We start from the raw sequence: 25,817 nt of genomic DNA on the forward strand, positions 1-25,817 counted from the left end.
TTTCTTGATGTCTTCTATGAATGTATGCTTTGAAACAGGTATGAATGAATGAAAAAAGAAGGCTGCTCCGGCAGCCTTCTTGAAAACTAATTTCTTCTATTCAATTTCTTAGCGATGGCAGCAGCCCGCTCAGGAAAATCTGTGAAAAGGCCGTCTGCTCTCATTTTCATCAAATGCTCCATATCGTCTGGCCGATTGACTGTAAAAGGCCTTACCTTAATCGAACTGTTCCGCATTTGCTGCAGCACTTCATCCGTTACCGCCGGGCTATGCAGCTTTGGGTGGTAGCCGGCTGCCGGAATGGATTTTACATATTGATCAGCCTGATAAAGCACATCTGAGGTCAGCACCGCCCGCTCAATATGGGGTGCCAGCCGGCCGCATAACGCTAAGCTTTCATGATTAAATGCGGACAGAATCGTTCTTTCTTCTATTTTAAATCGCTTTACTGCCTCAAGCACTTTTTCTTCCATTCCTTCATAGCGGATCACGCTGTTTTTCAATTCAATGTTAATCAGAAAATCCTTTTTTTCAGCCCACGAGAGCACGTCTTCAAGCAGCGGCACTCTTACATCGCCGACTGTTTGATGATGACCGGCAGCCGCATCCGCGGTTTTCAAGACATCGTACACCGTGTCCTTTACGAAACCTTTTAAGGATGTCGTCCGGTCGAGCCTTTCATCATGAATAACGGCAATACGTCCGTCTTTTGTCAGCTGAACATCAAGCTCTATTCCGTCTGCTCCGTCTTCAATCCCTTTTTCAAATGCAATCATTGTATTTTCGGGATAATGACCTGATGCCCCCCGATGGGCAAAAATCTTTGTCATTGTTTCACCTCAAGCCTAAAGTTGCCCGTTTTCTCCATTATACTGATTTTGGCCTTGTCACTCTAGAATTAAGGTTTCTTGTACTCAGACTATTGCGCGTAATAAGAATCGATCCCCGCGACAATCGCGTCTGCAGCTTTTTCCTGATATACTTCACTCCCAAGCTTGTCCGCATCAGAGCTGTTTGTAATAAATCCAAGCTCAGCCAGCACGCTCGGCATTTGTGAATATGTAATGACATAAAAATCTGATTCTTTCACACCCCTGTCTCTTGTTTGTAAGGATGATACTAGCTCTGACTGAATATCTGATGCCAGCCGCTGACTGTTTTCCGCTTCATAATCAGACTGAAAGTACGTTTCCGTGCCTGAAGCGGAGGAAACGCCCGAATTCACATGAATGCTGACAAAAAGATCGGCATGGTTTGCACTTGCTTTTGCCACTCTTTCCTCCAAGGTCAGAAAATGATCATCTGTCCTTGTAGCGACAGGGTTCGCTCCTTCCGCTTTCAGCTTGTCCACAACATGACGGGAGACAGCCAAATTAATATTTTTCTCCAAGAGCCCGTTTCCGACTGCCCCGCTGTCTTTGGCGCCATGGCCGGCATCAATATATACCGTCTTCCCTGCTACCGGCTCTGCCGCTTGCGCACAGGGTGCGAGCATAAAAGCCAATCCGCATATCGCTAAACTCCTCCATAACATTCTCAACGTTTCTCCCTCCGGTCTGTCATTACGAATTCTTTTGCTGAATATCTTCCAGCTGTAAGGTTCCGTTCTCTTTTTTTATATATTTCACCTGGACATTTGTGTGATCTGGCAGATCCTCACAATCATCGCGCTTGTCTCTTGGAACTTGTATCATGGTTTCTTTTCCGTTAAGGGAAACAGCGATTGTATGAGGATCGGCCGAGCCAATATATTTGCCCTCTTCTGTAAACCTCGGGGCTGATTCATCCGCGCTTGCAATACTGCATCCGGAAAGCAGCAGTACAGTAAACAGAAATAGACCAGCTTGTTTCACATGATCACCTCTTCCTGATGTTTGGCTTTTATCTTTGACCAGAATGACGGATTTGTAAAGCTTGCACAAAAGCCGGCACAACGTTTCCATGATTTTCAAAAGGGCTATCTGACCTGCTGATTTCCTATTGTTAGAAAGAAAGCAAGCGGATCTGTCTATGAGGATGTCTCTAAAAGAGCAGCATTTTAGAAAAAATTAGCTGAAAGAAGCAACTTTTTATTCATTTTAAAAAAAATTGATGAATACGGTGAGCAGATGGTTTGACGGAAGGGTTGGGCAGGCGTAAGCTTTTAAAGAATATTTACTTTACAGAAAGAAGTTACAGCTCATGAAAAAATTCGTTCTGCTGCTAGCCGCGGCGGTCATCACTTGCTCCATTGGCCATCAAATCAAAGGCGGCTACAAAAGCCCCGAAAAAGAGCGAAGAAAACCACATTCGGCACTCAAGATATTCAGCCGGTGAAGCAGATTGATTGCATCAAATTTTACATATAGGCTAGAATATGTGCGAATCCAAACGAAAGAAGATGATCTTATGAATCCAAAGTACAAACCGCTCTTTGAATCATTTACATTCCGAAGCGGCGTTACGATTGACAATCGGATCGCGGTTGCCCCAATGACCCATTATTCTTCCAATGAGGACGGTACGATTTCTGAAGCGGAGCTGGACTATATCATCCCCCGTTCAAAAGAAATGGGAATGGTGATTACAGCATGCGCAAACGTCACGCCTGATGGAAAAGCGTTTTCCGGACAGCCAGCCATCCATGACGACTCACATATTGCCGGGCTAAAAAGACTAGCCCAAGCCATTCAAGCACAAGGGTCAAAAGCGATTGTGCAAATTCATCACGGCGGAATTGAATGCCCTGCTGAGCTCGTTCCGAATCAGGATGTTGTCGCGCCAAGTGACGTGTCTGATAACGGCAAACAAATGGCCCGCGCCTTGACAGAAGCAGAGGTTGAAAACATTGTGAAGGCTTTTGGAGAAGCGACAAGACGCGCCATTGAAGCCGGATTTGACGGTGTCGAAATTCACGGTGCAAACGGCTACTTGATTCAGCAGTTTTATTCTCCAAAAACAAATCAGCGCACAGACCGCTGGGGAGGAAGCGATGAGAAACGATTAGCCTTCCCGCTTGCTATTGTGGATGAGGTGAAACAAGCAATTGCCGATCACGCGAAGGGTGCATTTTTAGTCGGCTACCGCCTGTCTCCGGAAGAGCCAGATACACCGGGACTGACAATGACAGAAACCTTCACGCTTGTTGATGCCTTAGCAGAAAAAGAACTGGATTACCTCCATATTTCATTGATGGACGTCAACTCCAAAGCGCGCCGCGGGGCAGACCCGACACGTACGCGCATGGACTTATTGAATGAACGTGTCGGACACAAGGTGCCTCTGATTGCTGTTGGTTCCATCCATTCCGCTGATGACGCGCTTGCTGTGATTGAAAACGGCATTCCGCTGGTGGCGATGGGGCGTGAAATTTTAGTTGATCCTGATTGGGCTGTAAAAGTAAAAGAAGGACGCGAAAAACAAATTGAAACTGTGATAAAAGGGACAGACAAAGAAAAATATCACTTGCCTGAGCCGCTATGGCAAGCGATTGTGAATACACCTGGATGGGTTCCTTATAAAGATTAATTTGATGTGACTGCCGGAATGTTTCGGCAGTCTTTTTTATAAAAAAAGACCCTTAGGAAAGGGTCCTTTTCGTCAATCGAATAGTTTGTGCACATATTTAAATGGCAAAATGAGAAGCTGACCAATTCCTTCGGTTAGAAAATCGAACAGCAGTCCGTCACGTTTTCTGTTTTTCTTTTTTCTCCTTTTCATGATATGTCTCCTTTATACCTCATATTGCTCTTTTCACTACGAACATACAGCGTAAAGGGTTTCAATCCGTTTTTGACTTTCTGTTTCTCATGGTCCAACCAACGAATATACATATGACCATTGCAGCAAATGAAATGAAGTCAATCAGCATGCCTATTTTGTGTGACTCCACGATGATGTTTGAATTGACACAAAGCGAAAGGATAAATATAGCCATCAGCAGCCCGTACTTTTCACACATTTTCGATCACTCCAAGCGTATAAACAAATATTCACCCATCTACCGCATTCATTATAACAGATTTATCCAAAAACAAAACGCCTCCTATTTATCAGCGGAAACCAATAAATAAAAGACGTTTGATTTAAGTGCTTTTGCTGATCATGCTTAAGAAGCCTTATGCTCTAATCTCAGCTTATCTGCAACCATCGCAATGAACTCTGAATTTGTAGGTTTTGCCTTCGTCATGCTGACTGTATAGCCGAACAATGAGGAAATGGAATCAATATTCCCTCTGCTCCATGCCACTTCAATCGCGTGGCGGATCGCTCTTTCTACACGGCTAGCGGTTGTGTTGAATTTTTTGGCGATGTCCGGATAGAGGACTTTTGTAATACTGCCGAGCAGTTCGATGTCGTTGTACACCATTGAGATCGCTTCACGCAGATAGAGATAGCCTTTAATATGTGCAGGGACGCCGATTTCATGGATAATGCTTGTGATGCTCGCGTCGAGATTTTTCCTTTTTGGTTCAGGCTGGCTGCTGCGTATAATGCTGCTTTGTGATGACGGCGCGCGATGCGTCACACTGCTGGCATTTCCGCTGACCTGGCGAATATGGCCGACAAGGTTTTCCATATCAAACGGTTTGAGAATAAAGTAGGACGCTCCTAAATCGACGGCCTTTTTCGTGACATCTTCCTGCCCGAAGGCTGTCAGCATGATGACGTTTGGCTGTTTTTTCAGATCGGATTCTCTCAGTCGCTCTAAAACAGCAAGTCCGTCCAAATGAGGCATAATAATATCCAAGACGAGCACATCAGGATCTTTTTCTTTAAATAGCGACAGGCATTCCTGTCCGTTATAAGCAACTCCGATGACTTCCATGTCTTCCTGTCCTTCTATATATTCACTCAACAGGCTTACCAGCTCTCGATTATCGTCAGCAACACAAACTTTAATTTTCTCCACGTTTCTTCCTCCCCCAATGTAGTTAACAGGATTCCACCTTGCTACATGTTTACATTCGACAAAACCGCTATATACCCTCTAAAAAAAATCATAACTAACAATAATAGTGGCATATCTTCGTTATTCTATGTTTTTCTCTGTTTTTCGACTAAAAATGAAATTTGACAAATAAGGAAACGTGAATTTGTCGAAAAATCTTCTTTTGTTCATTTTAACGTATGTATGATGAGAAGTGAAGAGGGTGAAAAGCAAAAAACTGCCGGAGATCCGGCAGTCAGCTTGCTTTTTCTTTTCCGTAAATATCGATTCCTGCTTCAGACAGCATCCATTCAATATGCACACCGTAACCGCTTGTCGGGTCGTTGACAAACACATGGGTGACAGCGCCGACGACCTTTCCATTTTGAATGATTGGGCTTCCGCTCATGCCTTGTACAATGCCGCCTGTTTCCTTCAGCAGTCTTGGATCGGTAATTTTCAAGACCATTCCTTTTGTAGCCGGAAATTTTTGCGGTGTCGTGCTGACGATTTCGATATCAAACTTTTCTACCTTATCATCATCAATGACCGTTAAGATTTCCGCAGGCCCTTTTTTCACTTCATTTGAAAAGGCAACCGGCAGCGCCTTATCTGATATTTTGTTTTTAATCGGCTGATGTAACGTGCCGAAGATTCCAAATGGGCTGTTTCTGTTAATGTCCCCGATCGTTTTGCGTTCAGAGGAAAATCGCGCCAGTTTTTCTCCAGGATTTCCGCCTGTCCCTTTTTCAATTGATGTCACAGTCGATTTGACAATTTCTCCATCTTCCACGACGATTGGTTTTTTCGTATCCATATCGGAGATCACGTGGCCAAGCGCTCCGTATTTTTTTGTTTTCGGCTCATAAAAGGTCATTGTGCCGATGCCCGCGGCAGAATCCCTTATATATAGACCGATTCGGTATTTGCCTTCAGCTTCATCCTTTTGAGGAATCAGCTTTGTTTTGATCTTCTGTTTATCACGTTTGATCAGCAAATCAAGTGACTCTCCGGTGTTTCCCGCTTTTTGAATAAATGGGGCAACATCATTCATTTTTTCAATTTTCTGTCCATTCATCTCAATAATAATGTCGCCTGCTGTAATACCTGCCGATTCACCAGGGGATTTTTTCCCTTCGCTTGTGTTAATTTGATGAAATCCGACGACAAGGACTCCCACGGAATGAAGTTTGACACCGATGGATTGCCCGCCCGGTATGACTTTTAAATCCGGAAGAACTTGCACTTTTGTTTTTTTGATTGGAAATCCGGCAAGATCATATACTAATTCTGACTGGCCTGATTTTTTGCCTGTAACTTTGATTTCATGCGGGTCTTTCTCAACTGTAAACGCTTCTGATGATTTTTCCTGGGCGTTTACCGATAAACTCGTTTCAATGGCTTGTGTTTGGGTTTCAAATACTCTCATTTGCGTTGGAATCAGTAAATACTCTTTTAATGGTTTGCATAAACCTACACTTAATAACGAAACAAGGAGAATTAAACCTATTGCTTTTCTGATGTTATCCGGCATTCACTACTTCACTCTCCTCGCTCCTACCCCACACCTTCTTTATGAATTGCTGCTACATCATTACTTTTGCCTTCTCAGCCCTTATTTATAACTGTCTTATAAAGAAAAACATTGGATATACTGATGAACGAATGGATGTGTATACAAAAAAATAAGCTGCGCATATCGCGCAGCTTACCCAGTTGTTTTGACTTGATCCGCTTGTTTTAACAGCTCTTTCGCATGGCGTTTCGTCAAGTCTGTGACTTCGACTCCTGCTATCATGCGTCCGATTTCCGTCACCTTCTCTTGTTTAGTCAGCGGCTTTACACGCGTCGTCGTTCTTCCGTCTTTTAATTCTTTCGCAATGTAAAGATGGGTATCGGCCATGGCTGCTACCTGAGGCAGGTGCGTAATGCATAGCACTTGTGATCCCATCGATACTTTGTGAATCTTTTCAGCAATAGCCTGAGCGACCCTGCCGCTTACGCCTGTATCTACCTCGTCAAATATAATCGAGGTAACGTCCTGCTGGGAGGAAAAAATGCTTTTAATGGCAAGCATGACCCTCGACAGCTCTCCGCCGGAAGCGACTTTAGAAAGAGATTTCAGCGGCTCGCCCGTATTGGTGGAAATTAAAAACTTCACCAGATCAATCCCTTGTTCAGTGAGCTGAACAGGCTGTCCGTTTACGACCGGCGCTTCCTCACCGCGGGTCGCCGTTCTGACCTTAAACTCCGTATCGAAAGTCGACTTTTCCATATATAAGCTTTTCAGTTCACGATGGATTTCCTCAGCCAGCTTTTTCGCCCACGTTTTTCGGATTCGGGAAACGTTTGCCGCTTCCACTGCAACATCTTTACCAACCGAATCCAGCTCCTGCTTCAGGCTTTGCAGATGGCTGTCTCTGTTTTCAATTTGATCAATCTCTTCTTCAATTTTAGAAGCATATTCTAAAATATCTTCAACGGTTGCCCCGTATTTCCGCTTCAGCTGCTTGATCTCATTAAGACGCGTCTCAATAAAATTCAAGCGCTCGGGGTCATATTCAAGCTCATCCAGCATATTTCTCATCTGAAATGTAGCGTCCTCTAAAAGGTAGTAGGAGTTCGAAACACTCTCAGAAAGTTTTTGCAGCGGTTCGTTAATATCGGATAAATCTTCAAGCTGAGACGACGCCATTCCGACCCAGTCCAGACCGCCCTGCTCGCTGCGCAGCGCGTTATAAGCATTTTGCAGTGATTCATATATTTTCTCAAAATTTGAAATTTGCTGGCGCTCTTCTTGCAGCTGCTCATCTTCGCTCAGTTCGAGCTTTGCTGATTCGATTTCTTCCAGCTGAAATTGAATCAGATCAAGCCGGTGTGCCATTTCCTGCTCACTTTCAGAAAGCTGCTTCAGCTTTTTAAGCAGCTTCATATAGCGCTGATAGCCTTCCTGATACGCCTGAAGTGCGCTTTCCACTTCGGCTCCCGCAAACTTGTCCAAAAGCTGAAGATGGTTTTCGTCCTCCATTAACAGCTGGTTATCGTGCTGCCCGTGAATATCTAATAAAAGCCTGCCGATTTCTCTAAGCGACGCAATCGTTACAAGTTTGCCATTAACCCGGCATACGCTTTTTCCGTTCGTGCTGATATCCCTTCTCATGACGATCATTTCATCTGAAACGTCAATCCCCTGTTCAGCACAAACGTCAAAAACGGGATGGCCGCTGTCTAACAGAAACAGCCCTTCAAGCTCGGCTTTTGTTTCTCCATATCTGACAAATTCAGATGAACCGCGGCCACCGACCAAAAGTGAAATGGCATCTATGATGATGGATTTGCCGGCTCCGGTTTCTCCTGTTAAAACCGTAAGCCCGCGTTCAAAAGAAACCGTCAGTTCCTCAATAATGGCAAAGTTTTTAATCGATAATTCAGCTAACAAACAGCATTACACCTCTTATCTTTGTTAGATTTCCTTTACAGCAGCTCTAGGAGCCGGCTTTTTACGCCGTCGGTATCTTCAGGAGTCCGGCAAATAATTAAAATGGTGTCATCTCCGCAAATGGTCCCCATAATTTCGTCCCAGTCCAGATTGTCCATAAGCGCTCCGATTGCCTGGGCATTGCCCGGCATGGTTTTCAGCACAATCATATGGCTTGCTGAGTCTATTTTCACAAAAGCATCCATCAGTGACCGTTTCAGCTTAGACAGCGGATTGAAACGCTGGTCCGCCGGTAGGCTGTATTTATATGAGCCGTTATTTGTCGGCACCTTCACAAGGTGAAGCTCTTTAATATCACGTGAAACCGTGGCTTGTGTCACCTTGTATCCATCTTGCTTCAGCATGTCGACCAATTCATCTTGGGTTTCGATTTCATTGCTTGTAATGATTTCTCTGATTTTGATATGCCTCTGGCCTTTGTTCATGTAAGCACCTCTATTTCCAGCTTATCTGTTCTTATATGGTATATGATTCTCCGCAAAAAGTACATGAATGCAGAAAAAAGGAATAATAGCGCCCTATTATTCCGGTACATCTGCTTTTTTTTCTTTTAACGTCTTATGTGCTTCTTCCACTATACGGCTGATTTCCTCCTCAGGCAAGCCAGCGCCTTCTTGACCTTCTTCCGGCCAATGCAAATGGAGGAGAAATTCAATATTTCCGTCTCCTCCCGTAATTGGAGAAAATGACAGGCCTTTGCAGATATAGCCTTCGCCAGCCGAAAAACTGACCATACGCCGCAGGACATCTGCATGCACCTTCGGATCTCTGACAATGCCTTTTTTGCCGACAGATTCCCGGCCTGCTTCAAACTGAGGCTTGACAAGCGCAATACAATCGCTGCCCGGTACAAGCAATGTTTTTAAAACGGGCAGGATCAGCCGAAGTGAAATAAAGGATACATCAATCGTAGCAAACTCCGGCATGCCCTTTGTGAAGTCTGCCGGAGTCGCATAACGGAAATTCGTGCGTTCCATCACGACGACGCGTTCGTCCTGTCTTAGCTTCCATGCAAGCTGATTATAGCCTACATCCACCGCGTACGACTGTTTTGCGCCGTTTTGCAGAGCACAGTCTGTAAAGCCGCCGGTGGAGGAACCGATATCAATCATAATTTTGTCCTGAACAGAGACAGGAAATTCTTCCAGCGCTTTTTCAAGCTTTAAGCCGCCTCTGCTCACATATTTCAGCGGGTTTCCTTTGATGGTCAACGGAAGCTCGCGGTCAATTTTTTCTCCAGGCTTGTCCAAGCGGTTTTCATTCGAATACACGATCCCTGCCATAATGGCCCGTTTCGCTTTTTCCCGCGTTTCCGCAAGCCCTCTTTCCACTAGTAATACATCTAATCGTTCTTTCTTAGCCGTCATGATCCAATTCCTTTATGTGTCTTCGGCGGTGCCAGCAATCGAATTCTGTCTGCCACCTGCTGTTTCGTTAATCCTATTTCTTCAAGAAGCGCCGTTACGCTACCATGTTCTATAAATCGATCCGGTATGCCCATTCTGTCGATCGGCGTATGATACATCCCCTGATCATGAGCGAATTCTAAAACCGCGCTTCCGAATCCGCCTTCTAAGACCGCTTCTTCAATCGTTAGAATCGGCAAGCCTTCATTTAGTATGTCCTTCATCATCTTTTCATCAATCGGCTTAATGAATCGCGCGTTGACGACACGTACGGAAAGGCCTTCTTTTTGCAGCTCTTCAGCAGCTTCAAGCGCCATTTCAATTGTTGTTCCAAATGTTAAGATGACCGCGTCGCTCCCCGGACGCAGCACCTCCCACGTGCCGATTGGGATCGTTTTAAGCTGTTCATCCATTTTGACGCCGAGGCCGTTTCCGCGCGGAAAACGCATGGCGATCGGACCGTCGTCATAGCTGAGCGCTGTATGAACCATATGCTGCCCTTCATTTTCATCCTTTGGCATCATTAAGACCACATTTGGAATGTGGCGCATAAACGCGATATCAAATACGCCTTGATGCGTCTCGCCATCTGCACCGACTAATCCGGCACGGTCAATTCCGATAAACACATTGGCGTTTTGACGGCAGATGTCATGAACAACCTGGTCATATGCACGCTGCAGGAAGGTTGAATAGATAGCCAGAAACGGCTTCATCCCTTGTAATGCCATAGCTGCTGCCATTGTAGCGGCATGCTGCTCTGCAATTCCGACATCGAACATTCGGTCAGGAAATTCCTGCGCAAAGCCTTCAAGCTTCGAACCCACAGGCATTGCCGGTGTTATCGCCACGATTCGCTCGTCCTCACGTGCCATTCGCTGTACTGTGCCGCTGACAAGGCTGCTCCATGCAGGCGCTGCGGCTTTTGGTTTTACAAAGTCACCTGTATTAATTTTATATGGGCCGGTTCCGTGCCACGTACCGGTCGTATCGGTTTCAGCAGGTTTGTACCCTTTTCCTTTTTTGGTGATCACATGCAGAAGGACAGGGCCTTTTGTTTTTTTAGCGTATTGAAGATTCTCAATCAGCTCATGATAAGAGTGTCCGTCCACCGGGCCTAAATAAGTAAATCCGAGTTCCTCGAAAAACATGCCTGAGACAAGCATATACTTCAGGCTGTCTTTGACACGTTCTGCCGTGGCGGCAAGCTTGCCCCCAACAGCCGGAATCTTCTTAAACAGGTATTCAAGCTCATCTTTCACCCATTGATATTTCCCGGCTGTTCGCAGCCGTCCGAGCATGGAATGAATAGCACCGACATTCGGAGCGATACTCATTTCATTATCGTTGAGGATAACAATCATGTCTTTTTTCTCGTCACCGATATGGTTCAGCGCTTCAAGCGCCATTCCGCCGGTCAGCGCACCATCACCGATAATCGGAATGATAAACTCATCCGTTCCTTTAATATCGCGAGCGGCCGCCATCCCCATCGCACCTGATAAGGAAGTTGAGCTGTGACCGGTTTCCCATACGTCATGTTCGCTTTCGCTCCGCTTCGGGAATCCGCAAAGCCCTTTATACTGACGAAGGGTCTCAAATTCTTTTCCCCGGCCCGTCAGCAGCTTATGGACATAAGACTGATGGCCTACATCCCACAAAAACTTGTCTTTCGGGCTGTTAAATTCCTTATGCAATGCAACGGTAAGCTCAACGACACCCAAATTAGGGCCAATGTGACCGCCAGAAGCCGATAAAGTCGTAATCAGAAACTGACGGATTTCATCACTTAATTTCTCTAATTCATCAATGGACATGTTTTTTAAAAACGACGGGTCCTGTATTGATAAAAGATCCAAAGCGGATCAACTCACTTTCAGCATGAATTTCTGCATTGATATATGTCTTAAATGCCGAGCTGAACTCAGATCATTTCTCAGGCATAAAAAAAGACAAACGCGCTCTTCCTTTTGATTTTCATCGAAACTGCTTACATTTTACCATATGTCGTGCAGCCGCTTCAAATAAGGATCGTTTTAGTGGTCTCTTGCCGCAATTAAATCACAAAGCTCATACAAAAGGTCTTTTTGAAGGGAGAGCCCGTCGATCAAGCGCTTTGCTTCTTTTATGTGACCGTCCAATTTCTTTTTGGCCCCTTCCAGTGACAGAAGTGACGGATAAGTCGATTTGTCGTTCGTTGTATCCGAGCCGACACGTTTGCCGATTTTTTCTTCACTGCCTTCTACATCTAAAATGTCGTCTCTGATTTGAAAACCGATTCCAATGTGGCTGCTGAAGACGCGCAATGTTTCAATTTCTTCCTCAGGCGCATCCGCCAAAATAGCGCCGGCGATGACGCCAAAACCGAGCAGTTTGGCTGTTTTCCGTTCATGAATGGATTCAAGTTCTTCAAGCGTGACCTGACGGTTTTCTGCTTCCATATCGGCAATCTGCCCCCCGACCATGCCCTCGGTTCCCGCTGCTGAAATCAGTTCATTCACAAGACGAAGCCGCTTTTCTGCGGATACTTCGTCTGACACATGGGATGTAATCAGCTTAAAGCTTTCCGTCAGCAGCCCGTCTCCCGCTAAAACAGCCGTGGCTTCACCAAATACTTTATGGTTTGTCGGCTTTCCGCGGCGCAGATCATCATCATCCATGCAAGGCAGATCATCATGAATTAATGAATACGTGTGAATCATTTCAACAGCGCACCCGACTGGGATACCGTCTTTTTCACTTTTTCCGTACGCATTCAAAACCGCCAGCACGATGAGAGGCCGCAGCCGTTTCCCTCCGGCCTCAAGAGAATACAGCATAGATTTTTTTAATGAATCCGGGATATTAAGGTTTTCTGTATATACAAAGAGCTGTTTTTCAATCGTTTTTTTACGCTCCGCCAGAAAGCTAGCTAATTTATTTGTCACCTTCGTCTTCCTCCTGAACACTAAAAGGTGCCAGTTCGCCGTCTTCTTTTAAAATGAAGTCCATTTGCTTTTCTACTTTTTGAAGCTTTTCATGGCACATTTTTGAAAGAGCCATTCCTTCTTGAAAGTAGTTAATTGCTTGCTCCAGAGGCACATCGCCTTCTTCAAGCTTTGATACAATGCTTTCTAAGCCTTTCATCGCTTCTTCAAACGTCATATTTTCATTTTTTTTCATGTCTGTCATTTTTCTTCCCCTCTCTTATTTAATACTTCACAGGTCAGCACGCCATCCTTCAGCTTTACCTCAAGCTGGTCTTTCTCTTCGATCTGACTGACGCTTTTTATGAGTTCATCTTCTTTATAAGCCAAGCTGTATCCTCTTTCCATAATTTGAAGGGGACTTAGCGCGTTCAGCTTGCCAAGAACGGTTTGAAACTGAGAATGCAGCTGCTTCATTTGGATATTCATATTTTTTTTCAGCTGATTCGTCTGATCCTCATACCGTTTTCTCGCCTGTTTCAGCTGTTCATGGGGATGCAGCGCCTCTAATCTGTATGTTTCACGCTCAAGCTGTCTGCTTTTCCGGTCCAACAGCGCGGTAAGCTGAGCTTGAAACTGCTGATATGCAAGGTCAAACTGCTGCTCTTTTTGCTCAAACAGCCGCTTAGGAAAGCGAAATGCATATGAGGATTGAAGTGTTTGAACCCGTTCTTTTTTTTGGATGAGATGCTGCTGCATCGCTCTTGTCATTCTGACTTCCGTCGTTTTCGTCCGTTCAATTAAATCAGTGGTATGGGGCACTGCAATCTCAGCTGCTCCTGTAGGTGTCGCCGCTCTGATATCCGCAACAAAATCACTGATGGTAAAATCCGTCTCATGCCCGACTGCCGAAATGACCGGTATGTTGGAAGCAAAGATTGCACGCGCTACGATTTCTTCGTTAAACGCCCACAGTTCCTCAATCGATCCGCCGCCTCTTCCGACAATTAATACGTCGCACGCCTGTTTTTCATTCGCCTCTTCAATGCGCCTAACGATTGATCTGCTCGCATTTTCACCCTGAACGAGCGCTGGAAGAACAATGACTTTTACAAGGGGATATCTTCTTTTTAGAGTTGTAATGACATCTCTGACAGCAGCACCTGTGGGTGATGTCACAACCCCGATTGTGGCTGGAAATGCGGGGATTTGTTTTTTGTAGCGTTCGTCAAATAAACCTTCTCCGGCTAGCTTCTTTTTTAATTCTTCATACGCTAAATAAAGCGCTCCGACCCCGTCAGGCTGCATTTCTTTTGCATATAATTGATAGTTCCCGCTCGGTTCGTATACGGAAATTCCGCCTCTCACCAGCACTTTCATACCGTTTTCAGGTTTAAAAGGAAGACGCTCGCTCTGTCTGGCGAACATGACCGACTGCATCCGGGCGTTTTCGTCTTTTAACGTGAAGTAAATATGGCCTCTCGTGTGTATCTTTACATTCGATAATTCGCCTTTAATCCAAATATTTTCAAGGTGAGGATCTACATCGAATTTTCGTTTTATATACTTTGTCAGCGCTGAGACAGTAACATACGCTGTTTCACCCATGTCTCAAACTCCTCTCGTAAGCATTCCTGCACCATAACTAAAGAAAACCCGCTCTGGCTTAAGGAGCCTGAAGAAGCGGGTATCGTGCTCATTATCCAGAGGCAGGGTTTTTAGCCTGTCTCTGAATATCTCCAAAGATCTATGATAACGTACGTTTCGCAGATTTAACAGTATTATGCGCAAGCATCGTGATGGTCATAGGACCGACTCCGCCCGGAACGGGTGTAATAAAGGATGCTTTTTCCTTCGCACCTTCAAACTCAACGTCTCCGCAAAGCTTTCCGCTTTCCAAACGGTTAACGCCGACGTCAATAACGATGGCGCCTTCTTTCATCTGGTCAGCAGTGATGAAGTTGGCTTTACCGACCGCCACCACCAGGATGTCCGCTTTTTTCGTATGTTCAGATATATCTTTTGTTCTTGAATGACAGTATGTCACTGTCGCGTTTTCATTTAATAAAAGCTGGCCGACAGGTTTACCGACAATATTGCTTCGGCCGACTACAACAACCTCTTTACCGGAAAGGTCAATATTGGTTTTCTTCAAAAGCTCAACAATTCCGTGCGGCGTGCAAGGAAGAAATGTATCTTCGCCTAGCAGCATTTTCCCTACATTTAACGGATGAAAACCGTCTACATCCTTATCAGGAGAAATACGTTCAATCACCGCTTTTTCAGAAATATGGTCTGGAAGCGGAAGCTGAACGAGAATTCCGTGAAACTCAGGGTCTTCATTGTATTTGTCAATAATCGAAAGCAGTTCAGCTTCTGTGAGGCTGCTGTCGAATTGATCAAGCTTAAAATTCATGCCCATTGTTTCTGCTGCTTTTTTCTTTCCCCGCACGTAAGAATGAGAAGCTGGGTCATCTCCAATCAAAATAACCGCCAGGCCGGGAGTGACGCCTTGCTTTTTAAGCTCTTCTACTTCTTTTGCCAATTGTTCGCGTTTTTCTTTTGCCGTTTCTTTTCCGTCGATGATTGTTGCAGTCATTTTCTTTCCTCCTATGATTGTTCAATATCAGATTTAATGTTAGAAAGAACCCCGTTTACAAATTTTGTCGCTTTGTCATCACCAAACCGTTTCGCCAGCTCAATCGCTTCGTTCATGGAGACATTTACCGGAATGTCTTCGGCATATGCCATTTCGTATGCTGCCAGACGCAAAATAGCACGGTCAACATTGGCAATCCGGTCAAGCTTCCAATTCACCAGATGTTTCGAAATCATTTCATCCAGCTGAACCTGGTGTTCAAGTACACCGTATACAAGCTTTTCAAAGAAAGGATCTGTCTTTTCTTCATCTAATGCGTGTTCAATGGCTTCATTCACTGCAATATCGCTGACATCAATTTGAAATAGTGCCTGCAAAGCTTTTTCTCTTGCTGTTCTTCTTTTCATTTTCTTTCTCCTTTGATCCTCTTTATCCGCTTGTCGTTAAGCCATAAAGAGATCATAACATATTTTTTTCGTATCCGCATATTGAAATCAAGGTTTTTCGACCCTATTACCGAATATTTTTACACACCTTCATATGATCATTCGGATTTCACGATCATGAAGAAACTCGGCTGCCTTGAGCCGGCTTTCTTCATGCTTTGAAATAAAGGGTAACGTGTAAAAAAACCAAAGGGCCGCCCTCCCCTTGGTTTCCTGTTAAGCCATTTACATTTCTTCGTCGATTTCGACTTCCTGGGCTTTTGTGTCAAATTGAATGCCGACGATGTGAATATTGATCTCGTTAATTGAAAGAGACGTCATATTTAATAAGGTTTGACGAATGTTTTCCTGAACGGCCGCTGCGACTTTCGGAATGGAAACGCCGAATGCGACAACACAGTAGACATCGATCGTAATTCCGTCATCCGCCAAGTCGACTTTTACGCCTTTGCCGTGGTTTACTTTGCCGAAGCGCTCGACGACGCCTGTCGCAAAGTTCCCGCGCATTTCAGCAACGCCGTCAACTTCTGAAGCTGCGATACCGGCAATCACCTCAATGACTTCCGGCGCGATCTCAACCTTACCTAAATGCGTGTCTTCATGATCCATTTTAAGCAAGCTGTTGTCTTTCATTCAATTCACCTCCGTAAAAATTATGAGCCCATTACATCATATGTTTCTAAAAACTTCGTATTAAACTCTCCGCTGACAAATGTTTCGTGTTCAAGCAGTTTGATGTGGAACGGGATTGTTGTTTCTATGCCTTCGATGACGAATTCGCTTAATGCGCGCTTCATGCGGGCAACCGCTTCATCTCTCGTTTTTCCGTATGTGATTACTTTCGCAATCATGCTGTCGTAGTACGGAGGGATGGTATAGCCCGGATACGCGGCTGAATCTACACGGACACCTAAACCGCCCGGCGGCAGATACATTTTGATTTCACCAGGTGACGGCATGAAATTTTTGCTTGGGTTTTCCGCATTAATTCGGCATTCGATGGCCCAACCTTCAAATAGAACATCTTCTTGTTTGAGGCTGAGTTCCATTCCTGATGCGACTTTGATTTGTTCCTTAATCAGGTCTGTTCCTGTCACCATTTCTGTGACTGGGTGCTCTACTTGAATTCTTGTGTTCATTTCCATAAAGTAGTAGCGCTGTTCTCTGTAGTCATAAATAAATTCAACTGTGCCCGCGCCTGTGTAGCCAACTGCTTTTGCAGCCTTAACCGCTGCTTCACCCATCTGCTCTCTGATTTCTGAATCAAGCGCAGGTGATGGTGATTCTTCCAAAAGCTTTTGAAGGCGTCTTTGAATCGAGCAGTCGCGTTCGCCCAAATGAATGGTATTTCCATAATTATCGGCAAGCACTTGGATCTCAACATGACGAAAATCCTCTATGTATTTTTCGATGTAAACTCCAGGATTTCCAAATGCAGTTGCAGCTTCCTGCTGAGTAATCTTAATGCCGTTAATCAATTCCTCTTCGGTGCGCGCAACCCTGATTCCTTTTCCGCCTCCGCCTGCGGTGGCTTTTATAATTACAGGATACCCAATTTCATTAGCCAGCGAAACCGCTTCTTCCACATTTTCTATAATTCCTTGTGAACCTGGAACGATCGGCACGCCCGCCTGTTTCATCGTCTCCCGCGCAACGTCTTTTGTTCCCATTTTTGAAATGGCCTCAGCGCTTGGTCCGACAAACGTGACATTCACTTCTTCACATAATTCCGCGAAGTCGGCGTTTTCAGCTAAAAATCCGTATCCCGGATGAATAGCGTCTGTGCCGGTAAGCTTGGCGACACTTACGATATTTGTAACGTTTAGATAGCTGTCTTTTGATGCTTTCGGTCCGATACAAAAAGCCTCATCAGCCATTTGCACATGCAGGGCATCTTTATCAGCTTCTGAATAAACAGCGACAGTCTCAATGCCGAGCTCTTTGCAGGCTCTGATGATTCTGACAGCAATTTCTCCTCTGTTGGCGATCAATAGCTTTTTTATCATGTTAAGTCTCCTTACTCTGCTTTTACAAGAAATAGAGGTTGTCCATACTCAACCAGCTGGCCGTTTTCAACTAATACTTCAACGATTTCGCCTTTTACTTCCGCTTCGATTTCGTTGAATAGCTTCATTGCTTCCACAATGCAGACAACTGTGTTTTCATTTACTTTAGAGCCTGCAGTTACATAAGGACCGGCTTCCGGTGATGAAGAAGCATAAAATGTTCCCACCATCGGCGATTTGATTTGATGCAGGTTTTCATCTTGTTTCGGCGCCTCTTGTGCAGGTGCCGCCGCTGCTTGCTGCGCTTGCGGCTGTGCCGTTTGCGGAGCCGCTGCTTGTACAGGTGCTGCCGGTGCTTGCTGCATCACTTGTACTGTACCCGCTTCGTGTTTTTTCAGTTTTAGGGAAACACCTTCATTTTCATATACGAATTCATCAATTGAAGATTCGTCAATTGTTTTAATCAGCTCATGGATTTCTTTAATATTTAACATTCAATCGCACTCCTATGTATTGAAATTTCTTTTTTATAGGTTACTACTAAAAGTACATACTATGTTTATCTTACAGGAGCGGACTTTTGAATTCAACTCTAATATGATTGGCATGCAAAAAGCCCGCGTTTCGGCGGGCGGTTGTTCATTAACTATTTGGAAGGCTCAAATGTGACAGCAACGTCTTTCATCGTTTTAATTTCTTTGGCAACAAGGTCTATGATGGCTGTAGCTTTAGATTTGGAGTGTTTGTCAGACTTGACCGTGATGTTGATTTTGTCTCCTTCCGCATTTACGAGGGCATCTTCATAGCCTTGTGTTTTAATCAGTGTTTCAAGCTGTTTTTCTGTTCCTTCCGCTTCACTGAGGGCTGTCATTTTATCATATGCTTCGCTCTTTTCCTTTGCTGTCGCATCGTCGCTGGATACGATCGCATTCAGTTCTTCCCTTTCCTTGCTTCTGGCATCCTCTAAATCAAGGCGGTACGTTGTGAAGAGATCATCATCGGCGGTTTCGGTCACAACTGTTCCTTTTTCACTCGCTTCAGCGGAGGTTTCTTTGTCTGATGAAGAATCTTTCGTACCCTTTGTTCCGTCTTCTTTCTCTGTTTCAGTACCGTTTTTTTCCTTTGTGTCTTCCTTGGCAGGTGTTTTTTCAGTTGCTACCTCACCGCTGTCTGACGGGCTTTTTTCACTTTGCATCTGCACCGCGTTTTTACTTTCCGGCGACATGATATAATAAACACTTAACACCACAACAAGACTGAGCATGGTTAACAGCCAAACGGTTTGTTTTTTTAGCATTTATGAATCCTCCTTTATTTTTTTAGGGGCAACCGCAACCCGGTGGCTTGGAACATCCAGGACCCGTGTCACCGCTTCAATAATGGTTTGTTTTATTTGAACGTTGTCCACTCCTTGAGCAACAACGAGTACACCGCGTATATCAGGTTTTTTCGTTTGAACCACAACAGGGGTTTCTTTATCCCCATTCCTGATCATGACGATTTCTTCCTCTGATGTTTGATCCGTCACACTTCTAGTTCCGCCTTCTTTGTCTGTTTCTTCAGTTGTTGTATTTTTGCTTGATTTGTTTTTTTCATAAACCTTCAGTGACGTTGCGTCTACATTGACCACAACCGAGACATCCTCCACGCCGATAATGGTTTCAAGAATTTCTTTCAGCTGGTTTTCATATTCTTTTTCATAATCGCCAATAGAGTTTTTAGGATCATCAGATTTAGAGGCTTTAAACACTTCAGCTGTTTTCTCTTTGCTGTCCGCCGAATCAGCTGATGCGGGTGCTGTTATGGTCTGGGCGTTTTCCGTTTTCTCCGGTGAAGAAAAGAGCTGGCTGACAAGCATAAAGGAGACGCCGAGAACAAAAACGAACAGAAAGTAATGATATTTGGTCAGCTTCGGTTTTTCGCCGTCCTTCGATTGCCCCGGAAGAAACTGCTTTTTCAATACGTTCCATAATCCGTTTTTATTCATTGCCGATCCTCTCCCCGCCTTCCATATGAACCGTAATTTTCTCACTGCCGATTTCCCAAATGTCCGCAAGCTTTGTCTCAATCTGTTTAGCTTCTTTTTGTTCCGCTTTTTCTTTCGTGACGTATGCATGATCCGTATTAATGTCGATCGGCGCGACCGTTTGGACCGTTTTTTCAGAAGACGGGGCCATATACACGCTGATTGTTTTGATATCCTCTTCTGAATCTACTTTTTCTCCTGCCGTGATCTTGATTTGGTCTACTTTATATTCGTCATGACTGAACATCTCCTCCGCTTTCTTTTTTAGTTGGACAGCCATTTCTTCTAAAATATATGCGCGCTGGGAAGCTTGTATTTCTATTTTTTTTGAATTGATCTGATTTTTTATTTCGGCAGATTCCGATTGCCCGTTTTTTGTGAGGTATTCAAAGATGACTTCGGGGTCTGTTTTGAAAAGTTTAAAGATTGGAGTAAGCATGACGACGATCAGCAGCAGGCTGACTACCATTTTTGCGTACTTTTGCATGCTGGAGCTCGGCAGCAGCATATCAATAACGATTGCAAATAGGATAAATAAGACGATGCTGGTAAGCCATTCAGTTAAAAAACTCATCCGTCAGCCTCCTTTATTTCATCATCATCGTGAGGTTTCCGGCAGTAATAATGACGGTAAGGCTTAAAAAAAACATGAGAGACACAATAGCGAGAGCCGCAAAAATATAAATGACGCTTTTGCTGATGACATCGAGACAGGTAATGACCGGACCGCCGCCGAGCGGCTGGAGAATCGCGGCTGCCAGCTTGTAAATAAAAGCGAGAGAAAGCACTTTGATTGCCGGGAAAGCCGCAATACAAATCAAAATGGCGACACCTAGGATTCCTACCGTATTTTTCAGCAATAAGGAAGCGCTGATCACTGTATCCGTTGCGTCAGTAAACATTCTTCCAAGAACAGGAATGAAGTTGCCGGTAATAAACTTAGCCGTCCTGAGCGTAATGCCGTCTGTCACTGCCGCCGAGGCACCCTGCACAGAAATGACGCCGAGAAACACAGTGAGAAAGACTGCCAGCGCTCCGATGGCAATATTTCTGAGAAGATTGGATAGCTGCGTTACTTTGTATTGTTCAGTCATTGTACTGACGATGCTCAGAATTGCTGATAAGAAAATCAGCGGCATGACGATATTTTGAATCAGCAGACCGCTCGTATTCATTAGAAAAAGAATAACAGGATGAAAGAAGGCCGCAGATACAGCTCCTCCAGAGGAAGCCAAAAGCGCCAGCAGGAGAGGAATGAGAGCCAAAATAAAACTGGTCATCGTCTGAATCGCCTCTGTCGCATAATTGATCGCTACATGAAAGCTGTTCAGTGCAAGGATAATCAGCACCATATAAACAATTGCGTAGGCAACCTTGCTGACTGTGCTTTGCTGAAATGCATTTTGCAGAAGCTGAAGAATGACGCAAAAAATCGTCAGCAAAATCAACGTGCCGAGAAGCTTTCCATTGGCAAGCACTTCATGAAACAAATAAGAAAAGAGAGCCTTCAGCCATTCTTGCGGTGAAAAAGATTTATCGCCGTTTATAAACTCAAGCAAACTTCCTTTTTGACTTTCCGGCAGAAGCCCGCCGTACTCCGTCATTATGTCATTCCAAAATTCACCGATCTTGTCTGTTTCAAGCGACTCTGCCGTTTTTTCAGCCAATTGCTCCGGTGTTTCGGTATGTTCTTCTGTTTGGACCGAATCGTCTGCTGCTTGTACAATTTCTGTGCAGCCGAATACGAGCAGCACCGCAAGAACCAATGCCCATCGAAAACGCTTCAATCTGCCGCCTCCTTTCGGTTATGACATGGAAGGTATAAGTCCGAGAATCGTTTCAATAATCACGGTTAAAATAGGAACAGCCATAACGAGAATCAGAATTTTCCCCGCCAATTCTATTTTCGAGGCGATGGCCCCTTGACCGGCATCCTTGGTGAGCTGCGCCCCGAATTCAGCAATATAGGCGATTCCGATAATCTTTAAAATCGTTTCAACATATACCATGTTGACATTGGCGTTAACGGCTATTTTTTCAATCATTCTGATAATGTCGTAGATTTGATCTACCAAATAGAGAAAAATAACACATCCGGCAAATACGACAATTAAAAAGGCAAATGTCGGCTTTTGTTCTTTTACGATCAAAGAAAGGAAGGTGGCGATCAGCCCTAAACCTACAATTTGAACAATGTCAATCTGTAAGCCCCCCTATCCTTGAAATAAAAACACAGCTTTTATCTTTTTAAAGAGGTCATCCACAATGGTGGCGACCATAAATAAAATATAGATAAAACCTAACAGCGTCACCCACTGGGCGTATTCTTTTTTTCCCATCTGGTCCAAAATCGTGTGTAAAAAAGCGACCACGATTCCCACTCCGGCGATTTGAAAAATGACATTCACGTCTACTCCCATTTTATTTTTGCTCCCCTCACGTTTACATCAATAGAAGAATGAGTAACAAGCCCGCTAAAAAGCCTAAACTTTTTATCATCTTTTCATTTTTCGCTTGTGCCTGCTCAGCATCCGCTTCCGATGCCTCTAAGTGTGTAAGTGCCAGCTTGATATGTTTTTGCTGTGAGATTCGATCGTGAATCCCAAGCGTCTCGCCGAATTGCTTCAGCACATCATATTCGGCTTTTTTCAGTGACATGTTGTCCCACACTTTTTTTAAGCTTTGCTCCCATGCCGTTTTAGCGGAATCACTGCCTTTCTCCAGCTGTTCGCTAAAACTGAGAAACAGAGCCGAAACAGGCTGCGCAAGCTGTTTTGCGATCTGCTGTGAAGCGGTGTGAAGCGGTGTATGGCCGTACATAATTTCCGCCTCAAGGGATTGGAGCGCCGCACGCAGCTGACGGATTTGCCTTGGCCGTTCTGTATAAATTTTCGCCGTCTCGAAACCTGTCCATGTTGTCGCAGCTACAATGAATACAGCGCCTAACAGCTTCAGCATGTTTTCACGTCCCTCGTTCCCGAAAGCACGTTTCCGTCTTTGTCATAAATACGGCTTACCGTGCCCGGTCCCTTCGTTCTGGATAATTCCAAATAGCGGTCAAAGGCTTTTTCTTCCCACAGACGCTTTAATGAAGGCCGCTTCATCAGATCAGAAATACTCCAGCCATGCGCGGATACGATGACCGAAACACCGGCATGCAGCGCCTCGAGAAGTGCTTCTGTATCCTCCGTTCTTCCGATTTCATCAACGATTATCACCTCGGGACTCATTGACCGGATCATCATCATCAGCCCCTCAGCCTTCGGACAGGCATCTAACACGTCAATTCTCTGTCCGAATTGATGCTGCGGAATGCCGCGCAGGCACCCGGCAATTTCCGACCGTTCATCGACAATGCCTGTCTTTACGGGCGGAATGCGGTTCTTGCCGCTGCTCGCAAGTCTGGCAAGATCCCGAAGCAGCGTTGTTTTACCGGTTTGCGGCGGACCGATAATCAATGTATTCAGCCAGCCGTTTTGATGCAGATAAGGCAGCAGCGGTTCTGCAATTCCAAGCTTTTGCCGGGCAATTCGTATATTAAAAGACGCAATGTCGCGGAGGCCCTTCACCCCTCCGTTTTCTGTAATGACTCTGCCTGCAAGTCCGACTCTGTGGCCGCCCCTGATGGTGACATACCCTTTCTTCAGCTCTTCTTCGAGCGTATACATACTATAATTGCTCAGCCGGCTGAGGATCAGGTGGGCATCCTCGGCCGTGCCCGCATAGGACAAAAAAAGAGGTTGTCCTTTTCGTATCAGTTCAACAGGGCGGTTAACCCGAATTCTGATTTCTTCGATTTCCAGCCATTGATGTTCCGGTATTTCAGAAAGGGCGTTTTTCATGGATTCAGGGAGAACGTCAGCAATTTCATTCAACAGAGTCTCCTCCTTTCTACCGATCGGCTTCTTTAAAATGTATGATGTGCGGCAGACTTTATGACAAGCCTCTCTTTATTTGTGGACACCCGCTAAAATCAACACGACACCCGTAAAAATCAAGATCAGTTTTGCATATGACAGCTGCCCGGCAATTTGGTAGATTCCCACAGTCATGGTGATGATAAAAATCAGCGGACCGACAATAGCAAGAATGCTGTTGACCACAACCGCTTTGCGGACATCATTTGTCACAAGCATCACAATCGCGGCCGTCAGCTCAATCATGGAGGATAAAACTCGCAATCCGGCCATTGTCAAAACAGTAGAATTGATATTTCCAAGAAAAAATTTCATAGCACTCTCCCAACCTCCCATTTTTTTATATGATATGCTCTAGCTGGCGGAAGTAGTCTTGCCATTTTCGTATAAAAGAAAGATTCTGTTTTTGCGCACAAAAAAAGCCTGCTCCCAATTGGGAACAGGCCTCTTTTTTCTCCTTACGCTCTTGAAACGTAAGAACCATCTGATGTGTTGACTACAAGAGTGTCGCCTTCATTGACAAAGAACGGCACGTTTACAACAAGACCAGTTTCGGTTTTCGCAGGTTTTGTACCGCCTGATGCCGTATCACCTTTAATACCAGGTTCAGTCTCTACCACTTTCAGCTCAACCGTGTTCGGAAGTTCGATACCGAGTGTTTCATCTTGGTACATCATGATGTGTACAGACATATTTTCAAGCAGATATTTTAATTCCTCTTCAATTTGAGTTTCACTCAGTTCAAGCTGTTCATAAGAACTTGTATCCATGAATACGTGCTGGTCTCCGTTTGCATATAAGTATTGCATTGTTTTTGTTTCGATTTGCGCTTTTGCCACTTTTTCACCAGCACGGAATGTTTTTTCCTGAATCGCGCCAGTACGCAGGTTGCGAAGTTTTGAACGGACAAATGCCGCACCTTTACCCGGTTTTACGTGCTGGAAGTCAACGACGCGCCAAATGCCGCCATCCACTTCGATTGTTAATCCTGTACGGAAATCGTTTACTGAAATCATGTTTAATGTCCTCCTATATTCCAATCACAAAATAATGAGTTCTTTTGGGGAATGGGTAATTGTCCGGTTGCCGTTTTCTGTCATCACGATGTCATCTTCAATTCGGACACCGCCTGTTTCTGGTATGTAAATGCCCGGCTCCACTGTAACCACCATGCCCGGTTCAAGGATAGCTGAAGATCTGACGGACAGCCCCGGCGACTCATGAACTTCCATGCCAAGCCCATGCCCGGTTGAATGGCCGAAGTACTCGCCGTAGCCTTTTGCAACGATATGATCCCTTGTCAGGGCGTCAGCCTCTTTGCCTGTCATGCCCGGCTTAATATGTTCGACGCCGAGTGCCTGAGCATCAAATACGACCTGATAAATTTCTTTCAATTGATCACTAGGCTGGCCTACAGCGACCGTTCGGGTAATGTCAGAACAATATCCTTTATAGTAAGCGCCAAAATCCAGCGTAACAAGATCCCCGCTTTCAATCAGTTTGTCACTTGCCACTCCATGGGGAAGGCTTGACCGAAGGCCCGAGGCGACAATCATATCAAAAGAAGAGCTGTCCGCTCCTTGGCTTCTCATATAAAACTCCAATTCATTGGCAACAGCTATTTCAGAAATGCCGGGTTTCATAAACGTCAAGATATGGCTGAAAGCATCATCTGCAATCTTCGCAGCTTCCTCTAATATCTTAATCTCTTCATTAGACTTAATCAAGCGCAACTTTTCCACGGATTCAGCCACAGGCACTAATTCAGCCTCACTGACAACCGCGTTGTAGGACGCGTATGTGCCGTAGGTCATACTGTTTTGTTCAAAACCGAGACGTTTGATGCCGAACTTTTCAATTGTGTCGGCAGTGGTTTGAATCAGGCTGCCGCCGTGCTCAATGATTTCAAAGCCCTTTACCTGAACCTTCGCCTGCTCCGTATAACGGAAATCCGTAATAAACGCAGCCCTGTCTCCGGATATGACAGCTAAGCCCGCTGACCCTGTAAAACCGGTCATATAGCGCAAATTGATGCTGCTTGTAATCAGCATTCCGTCTATCCCCAGCTGTTCGAACAAGTTTCTTAATTTCTCAAGTTTCATC

At 44.9% G+C, this 25,817-nt stretch carries 30 protein-coding genes; 2 read left to right on the forward strand and 28 right to left on the reverse strand.

Going from position 1 to position 25,817, the window contains the following annotated elements:
- Positions 1-86 precede the first annotated feature (86 nt).
- The 3 genes from WA325_RS03860 to WA325_RS03870 form a co-directional block, all read right to left on the reverse strand.
- Positions 87-830 (reverse strand): glycerophosphodiester phosphodiesterase, encoded by a 744-nt coding sequence (locus tag WA325_RS03860; RefSeq protein ID WP_227597723.1) that lies wholly within the window; start codon positions 828-830, stop codon positions 87-89.
- 89 nt (positions 831-919) lie between these two features.
- Positions 920-1,540 (reverse strand): N-acetylmuramoyl-L-alanine amidase family protein, encoded by a 621-nt coding sequence (locus WA325_RS03865; RefSeq protein ID WP_336183217.1) that lies wholly within the window; start codon positions 1,538-1,540, stop codon positions 920-922.
- Positions 1,541-1,562: 22 nt separating this feature from the next.
- On the reverse strand, positions 1,563-1,853 hold the full coding sequence (locus WA325_RS03870) for a hypothetical protein (protein ID WP_105991997.1): 291 nt from the start codon (positions 1,851-1,853) through the stop codon (positions 1,563-1,565).
- Between the two features lie 328 nt (positions 1,854-2,181).
- Here WA325_RS03870 and WA325_RS03875 point away from each other — a divergent pair, with 328 nt between their 5' ends.
- The gene (locus WA325_RS03875) at positions 2,182-2,316 is read left to right on the forward strand and encodes a hypothetical protein (RefSeq protein ID WP_024122000.1); all 135 of its coding nucleotides are present in this window, start codon (positions 2,182-2,184) and stop codon (positions 2,314-2,316) included.
- Positions 2,317-2,388: 72 nt separating this feature from the next.
- Positions 2,389-3,507 carry an NADH-dependent flavin oxidoreductase gene (locus tag WA325_RS03880; protein ID WP_202853069.1) on the forward strand — a complete coding sequence of 373 codons (1,119 nt, stop codon included), beginning with the start codon at positions 2,389-2,391 and terminating at the stop codon, positions 3,505-3,507.
- A gap of 580 nt (positions 3,508-4,087) precedes the next feature.
- Here the strand turns inward: WA325_RS03880 and spo0A are convergent.
- The 25 genes from spo0A to papA all read right to left on the reverse strand — a co-directional run bounded on the left by spo0A (position 4,088) and on the right by papA (position 25,816).
- A complete protein-coding gene (gene spo0A / locus WA325_RS03885; RefSeq protein WP_010334880.1) occupies positions 4,088-4,891 on the reverse strand; it encodes a sporulation transcription factor Spo0A in 804 nt (267 codons plus the stop codon).
- Positions 4,892-5,165: 274 nt separating this feature from the next.
- Positions 5,166-6,443 carry a SpoIVB peptidase gene (gene spoIVB, locus WA325_RS03890; protein WP_024122004.1) on the reverse strand — a complete coding sequence of 426 codons (1,278 nt, stop codon included), beginning with the start codon at positions 6,441-6,443 and terminating at the stop codon, positions 5,166-5,168.
- 174 nt (positions 6,444-6,617) lie between these two features.
- Positions 6,618-8,348 (reverse strand): DNA repair protein RecN, encoded by a 1,731-nt coding sequence (gene recN / locus WA325_RS03895; protein WP_105955598.1) that lies wholly within the window; start codon positions 8,346-8,348, stop codon positions 6,618-6,620.
- A 35-nt stretch (positions 8,349-8,383) separates the two neighbouring features.
- Positions 8,384-8,833: an arginine repressor ArgR gene (gene argR / locus WA325_RS03900; protein ID WP_010334883.1), complete on the reverse strand. Its 450-nt coding sequence runs from the start codon at positions 8,831-8,833 to the stop codon at positions 8,384-8,386.
- Positions 8,834-8,929: 96 nt separating this feature from the next.
- Positions 8,930-9,775: a TlyA family RNA methyltransferase gene (locus WA325_RS03905; RefSeq protein WP_105955597.1), complete on the reverse strand. Its 846-nt coding sequence runs from the start codon at positions 9,773-9,775 to the stop codon at positions 8,930-8,932.
- Complete coding sequence (gene dxs / locus WA325_RS03910; RefSeq protein ID WP_322008593.1) at positions 9,772-11,673, reverse strand: 1-deoxy-D-xylulose-5-phosphate synthase; 1,902 nt, start codon at positions 11,671-11,673, stop codon at positions 9,772-9,774. The genes WA325_RS03905 and dxs overlap by 4 nt, the downstream gene beginning before the upstream one ends.
- A 177-nt stretch (positions 11,674-11,850) precedes the next feature.
- Positions 11,851-12,741: a polyprenyl synthetase family protein gene (locus WA325_RS03915; RefSeq protein ID WP_105955595.1), complete on the reverse strand. Its 891-nt coding sequence runs from the start codon at positions 12,739-12,741 to the stop codon at positions 11,851-11,853.
- Positions 12,731-12,985 carry an exodeoxyribonuclease VII small subunit gene (locus WA325_RS03920; RefSeq protein ID WP_010334887.1) on the reverse strand — a complete coding sequence of 85 codons (255 nt, stop codon included), beginning with the start codon at positions 12,983-12,985 and terminating at the stop codon, positions 12,731-12,733. Before WA325_RS03920 ends, WA325_RS03915 begins: the two co-directional genes overlap by 11 nt.
- Positions 12,982-14,328, reverse strand: coding sequence for an exodeoxyribonuclease VII large subunit (xseA, locus tag WA325_RS03925; RefSeq protein WP_105955594.1), 1,347 nt, complete (start codon positions 14,326-14,328; stop codon positions 12,982-12,984). Before xseA ends, WA325_RS03920 begins: the two co-directional genes overlap by 4 nt.
- Positions 14,329-14,467: 139 nt before the next feature.
- A complete protein-coding gene (gene folD / locus WA325_RS03930) occupies positions 14,468-15,319 on the reverse strand; it encodes a bifunctional methylenetetrahydrofolate dehydrogenase/methenyltetrahydrofolate cyclohydrolase FolD (protein WP_024122012.1) in 852 nt (283 codons plus the stop codon).
- A gap of 11 nt (positions 15,320-15,330) precedes the next feature.
- On the reverse strand, positions 15,331-15,726 hold the full coding sequence (gene nusB / locus WA325_RS03935; RefSeq protein ID WP_024122013.1) for a transcription antitermination factor NusB: 396 nt from the start codon (positions 15,724-15,726) through the stop codon (positions 15,331-15,333).
- Between the two features lie 264 nt (positions 15,727-15,990).
- Positions 15,991-16,398: a fatty acid biosynthesis protein YqhY gene (gene yqhY, locus WA325_RS03940; RefSeq protein ID WP_010334891.1), complete on the reverse strand. Its 408-nt coding sequence runs from the start codon at positions 16,396-16,398 to the stop codon at positions 15,991-15,993.
- A gap of 20 nt (positions 16,399-16,418) precedes the next feature.
- Positions 16,419-17,771: an acetyl-CoA carboxylase biotin carboxylase subunit gene (gene accC, locus WA325_RS03945; protein ID WP_202853065.1), complete on the reverse strand. Its 1,353-nt coding sequence runs from the start codon at positions 17,769-17,771 to the stop codon at positions 16,419-16,421.
- 11 nt (positions 17,772-17,782) lie between these two features.
- Entirely contained in the window at positions 17,783-18,265 is a 483-nt protein-coding gene (gene accB, locus WA325_RS03950; protein WP_105991974.1) for an acetyl-CoA carboxylase biotin carboxyl carrier protein, read from the reverse strand.
- A 152-nt stretch (positions 18,266-18,417) separates the two neighbouring features.
- Positions 18,418-19,068, reverse strand: coding sequence for a stage III sporulation ratchet engulfment protein SpoIIIAH (gene spoIIIAH / locus WA325_RS03955; RefSeq protein ID WP_010334894.1), 651 nt, complete (start codon positions 19,066-19,068; stop codon positions 18,418-18,420).
- Positions 19,069-19,758 carry a stage III sporulation protein AG gene (gene spoIIIAG / locus WA325_RS03960; protein WP_010334895.1) on the reverse strand — a complete coding sequence of 230 codons (690 nt, stop codon included), beginning with the start codon at positions 19,756-19,758 and terminating at the stop codon, positions 19,069-19,071.
- The gene (gene spoIIIAF / locus WA325_RS03965; RefSeq protein ID WP_044154638.1) at positions 19,751-20,371 is read right to left on the reverse strand and encodes a stage III sporulation protein AF; all 621 of its coding nucleotides are present in this window, start codon (positions 20,369-20,371) and stop codon (positions 19,751-19,753) included. The genes spoIIIAG and spoIIIAF overlap by 8 nt, the downstream gene beginning before the upstream one ends.
- Before the next feature lie 13 nt (positions 20,372-20,384).
- Complete coding sequence (gene spoIIIAE, locus WA325_RS03970; protein WP_069487194.1) at positions 20,385-21,584, reverse strand: stage III sporulation protein AE; 1,200 nt, start codon at positions 21,582-21,584, stop codon at positions 20,385-20,387.
- Between the two features lie 18 nt (positions 21,585-21,602).
- Positions 21,603-21,998, reverse strand: coding sequence for a stage III sporulation protein AD (spoIIIAD, locus tag WA325_RS03975; protein WP_081638335.1), 396 nt, complete (start codon positions 21,996-21,998; stop codon positions 21,603-21,605).
- A gap of 12 nt (positions 21,999-22,010) precedes the next feature.
- Positions 22,011-22,217 carry a stage III sporulation protein AC gene (spoIIIAC, locus tag WA325_RS03980; protein WP_003153142.1) on the reverse strand — a complete coding sequence of 69 codons (207 nt, stop codon included), beginning with the start codon at positions 22,215-22,217 and terminating at the stop codon, positions 22,011-22,013.
- Between the two features lie 22 nt (positions 22,218-22,239).
- The gene (spoIIIAB, locus tag WA325_RS03985; protein ID WP_024122020.1) at positions 22,240-22,755 is read right to left on the reverse strand and encodes a stage III sporulation protein SpoIIIAB; all 516 of its coding nucleotides are present in this window, start codon (positions 22,753-22,755) and stop codon (positions 22,240-22,242) included.
- Positions 22,749-23,672, reverse strand: coding sequence for a stage III sporulation protein AA (gene spoIIIAA, locus WA325_RS03990; protein ID WP_044154635.1), 924 nt, complete (start codon positions 23,670-23,672; stop codon positions 22,749-22,751). Before spoIIIAA ends, spoIIIAB begins: the two co-directional genes overlap by 7 nt.
- A gap of 75 nt (positions 23,673-23,747) precedes the next feature.
- On the reverse strand, positions 23,748-24,029 hold the full coding sequence (locus WA325_RS03995) for a YqhV family protein (protein ID WP_010334901.1): 282 nt from the start codon (positions 24,027-24,029) through the stop codon (positions 23,748-23,750).
- A 143-nt stretch (positions 24,030-24,172) separates the two neighbouring features.
- The gene (gene efp / locus WA325_RS04000; protein ID WP_024122022.1) at positions 24,173-24,730 is read right to left on the reverse strand and encodes an elongation factor P; all 558 of its coding nucleotides are present in this window, start codon (positions 24,728-24,730) and stop codon (positions 24,173-24,175) included.
- Positions 24,731-24,754: 24 nt separating this feature from the next.
- Positions 24,755-25,816, reverse strand: coding sequence for an aminopeptidase PapA (gene papA, locus WA325_RS04005; protein ID WP_336183218.1), 1,062 nt, complete (start codon positions 25,814-25,816; stop codon positions 24,755-24,757).
- Between the last annotated feature and the right edge of the window lies 1 nt (position 25,817).

This window comes from Bacillus sp. 205(2023) (assembly GCF_037027485.1).
Classification (GTDB): Bacteria; Bacillota; Bacilli; order Bacillales; family Bacillaceae; genus Bacillus; species Bacillus halotolerans.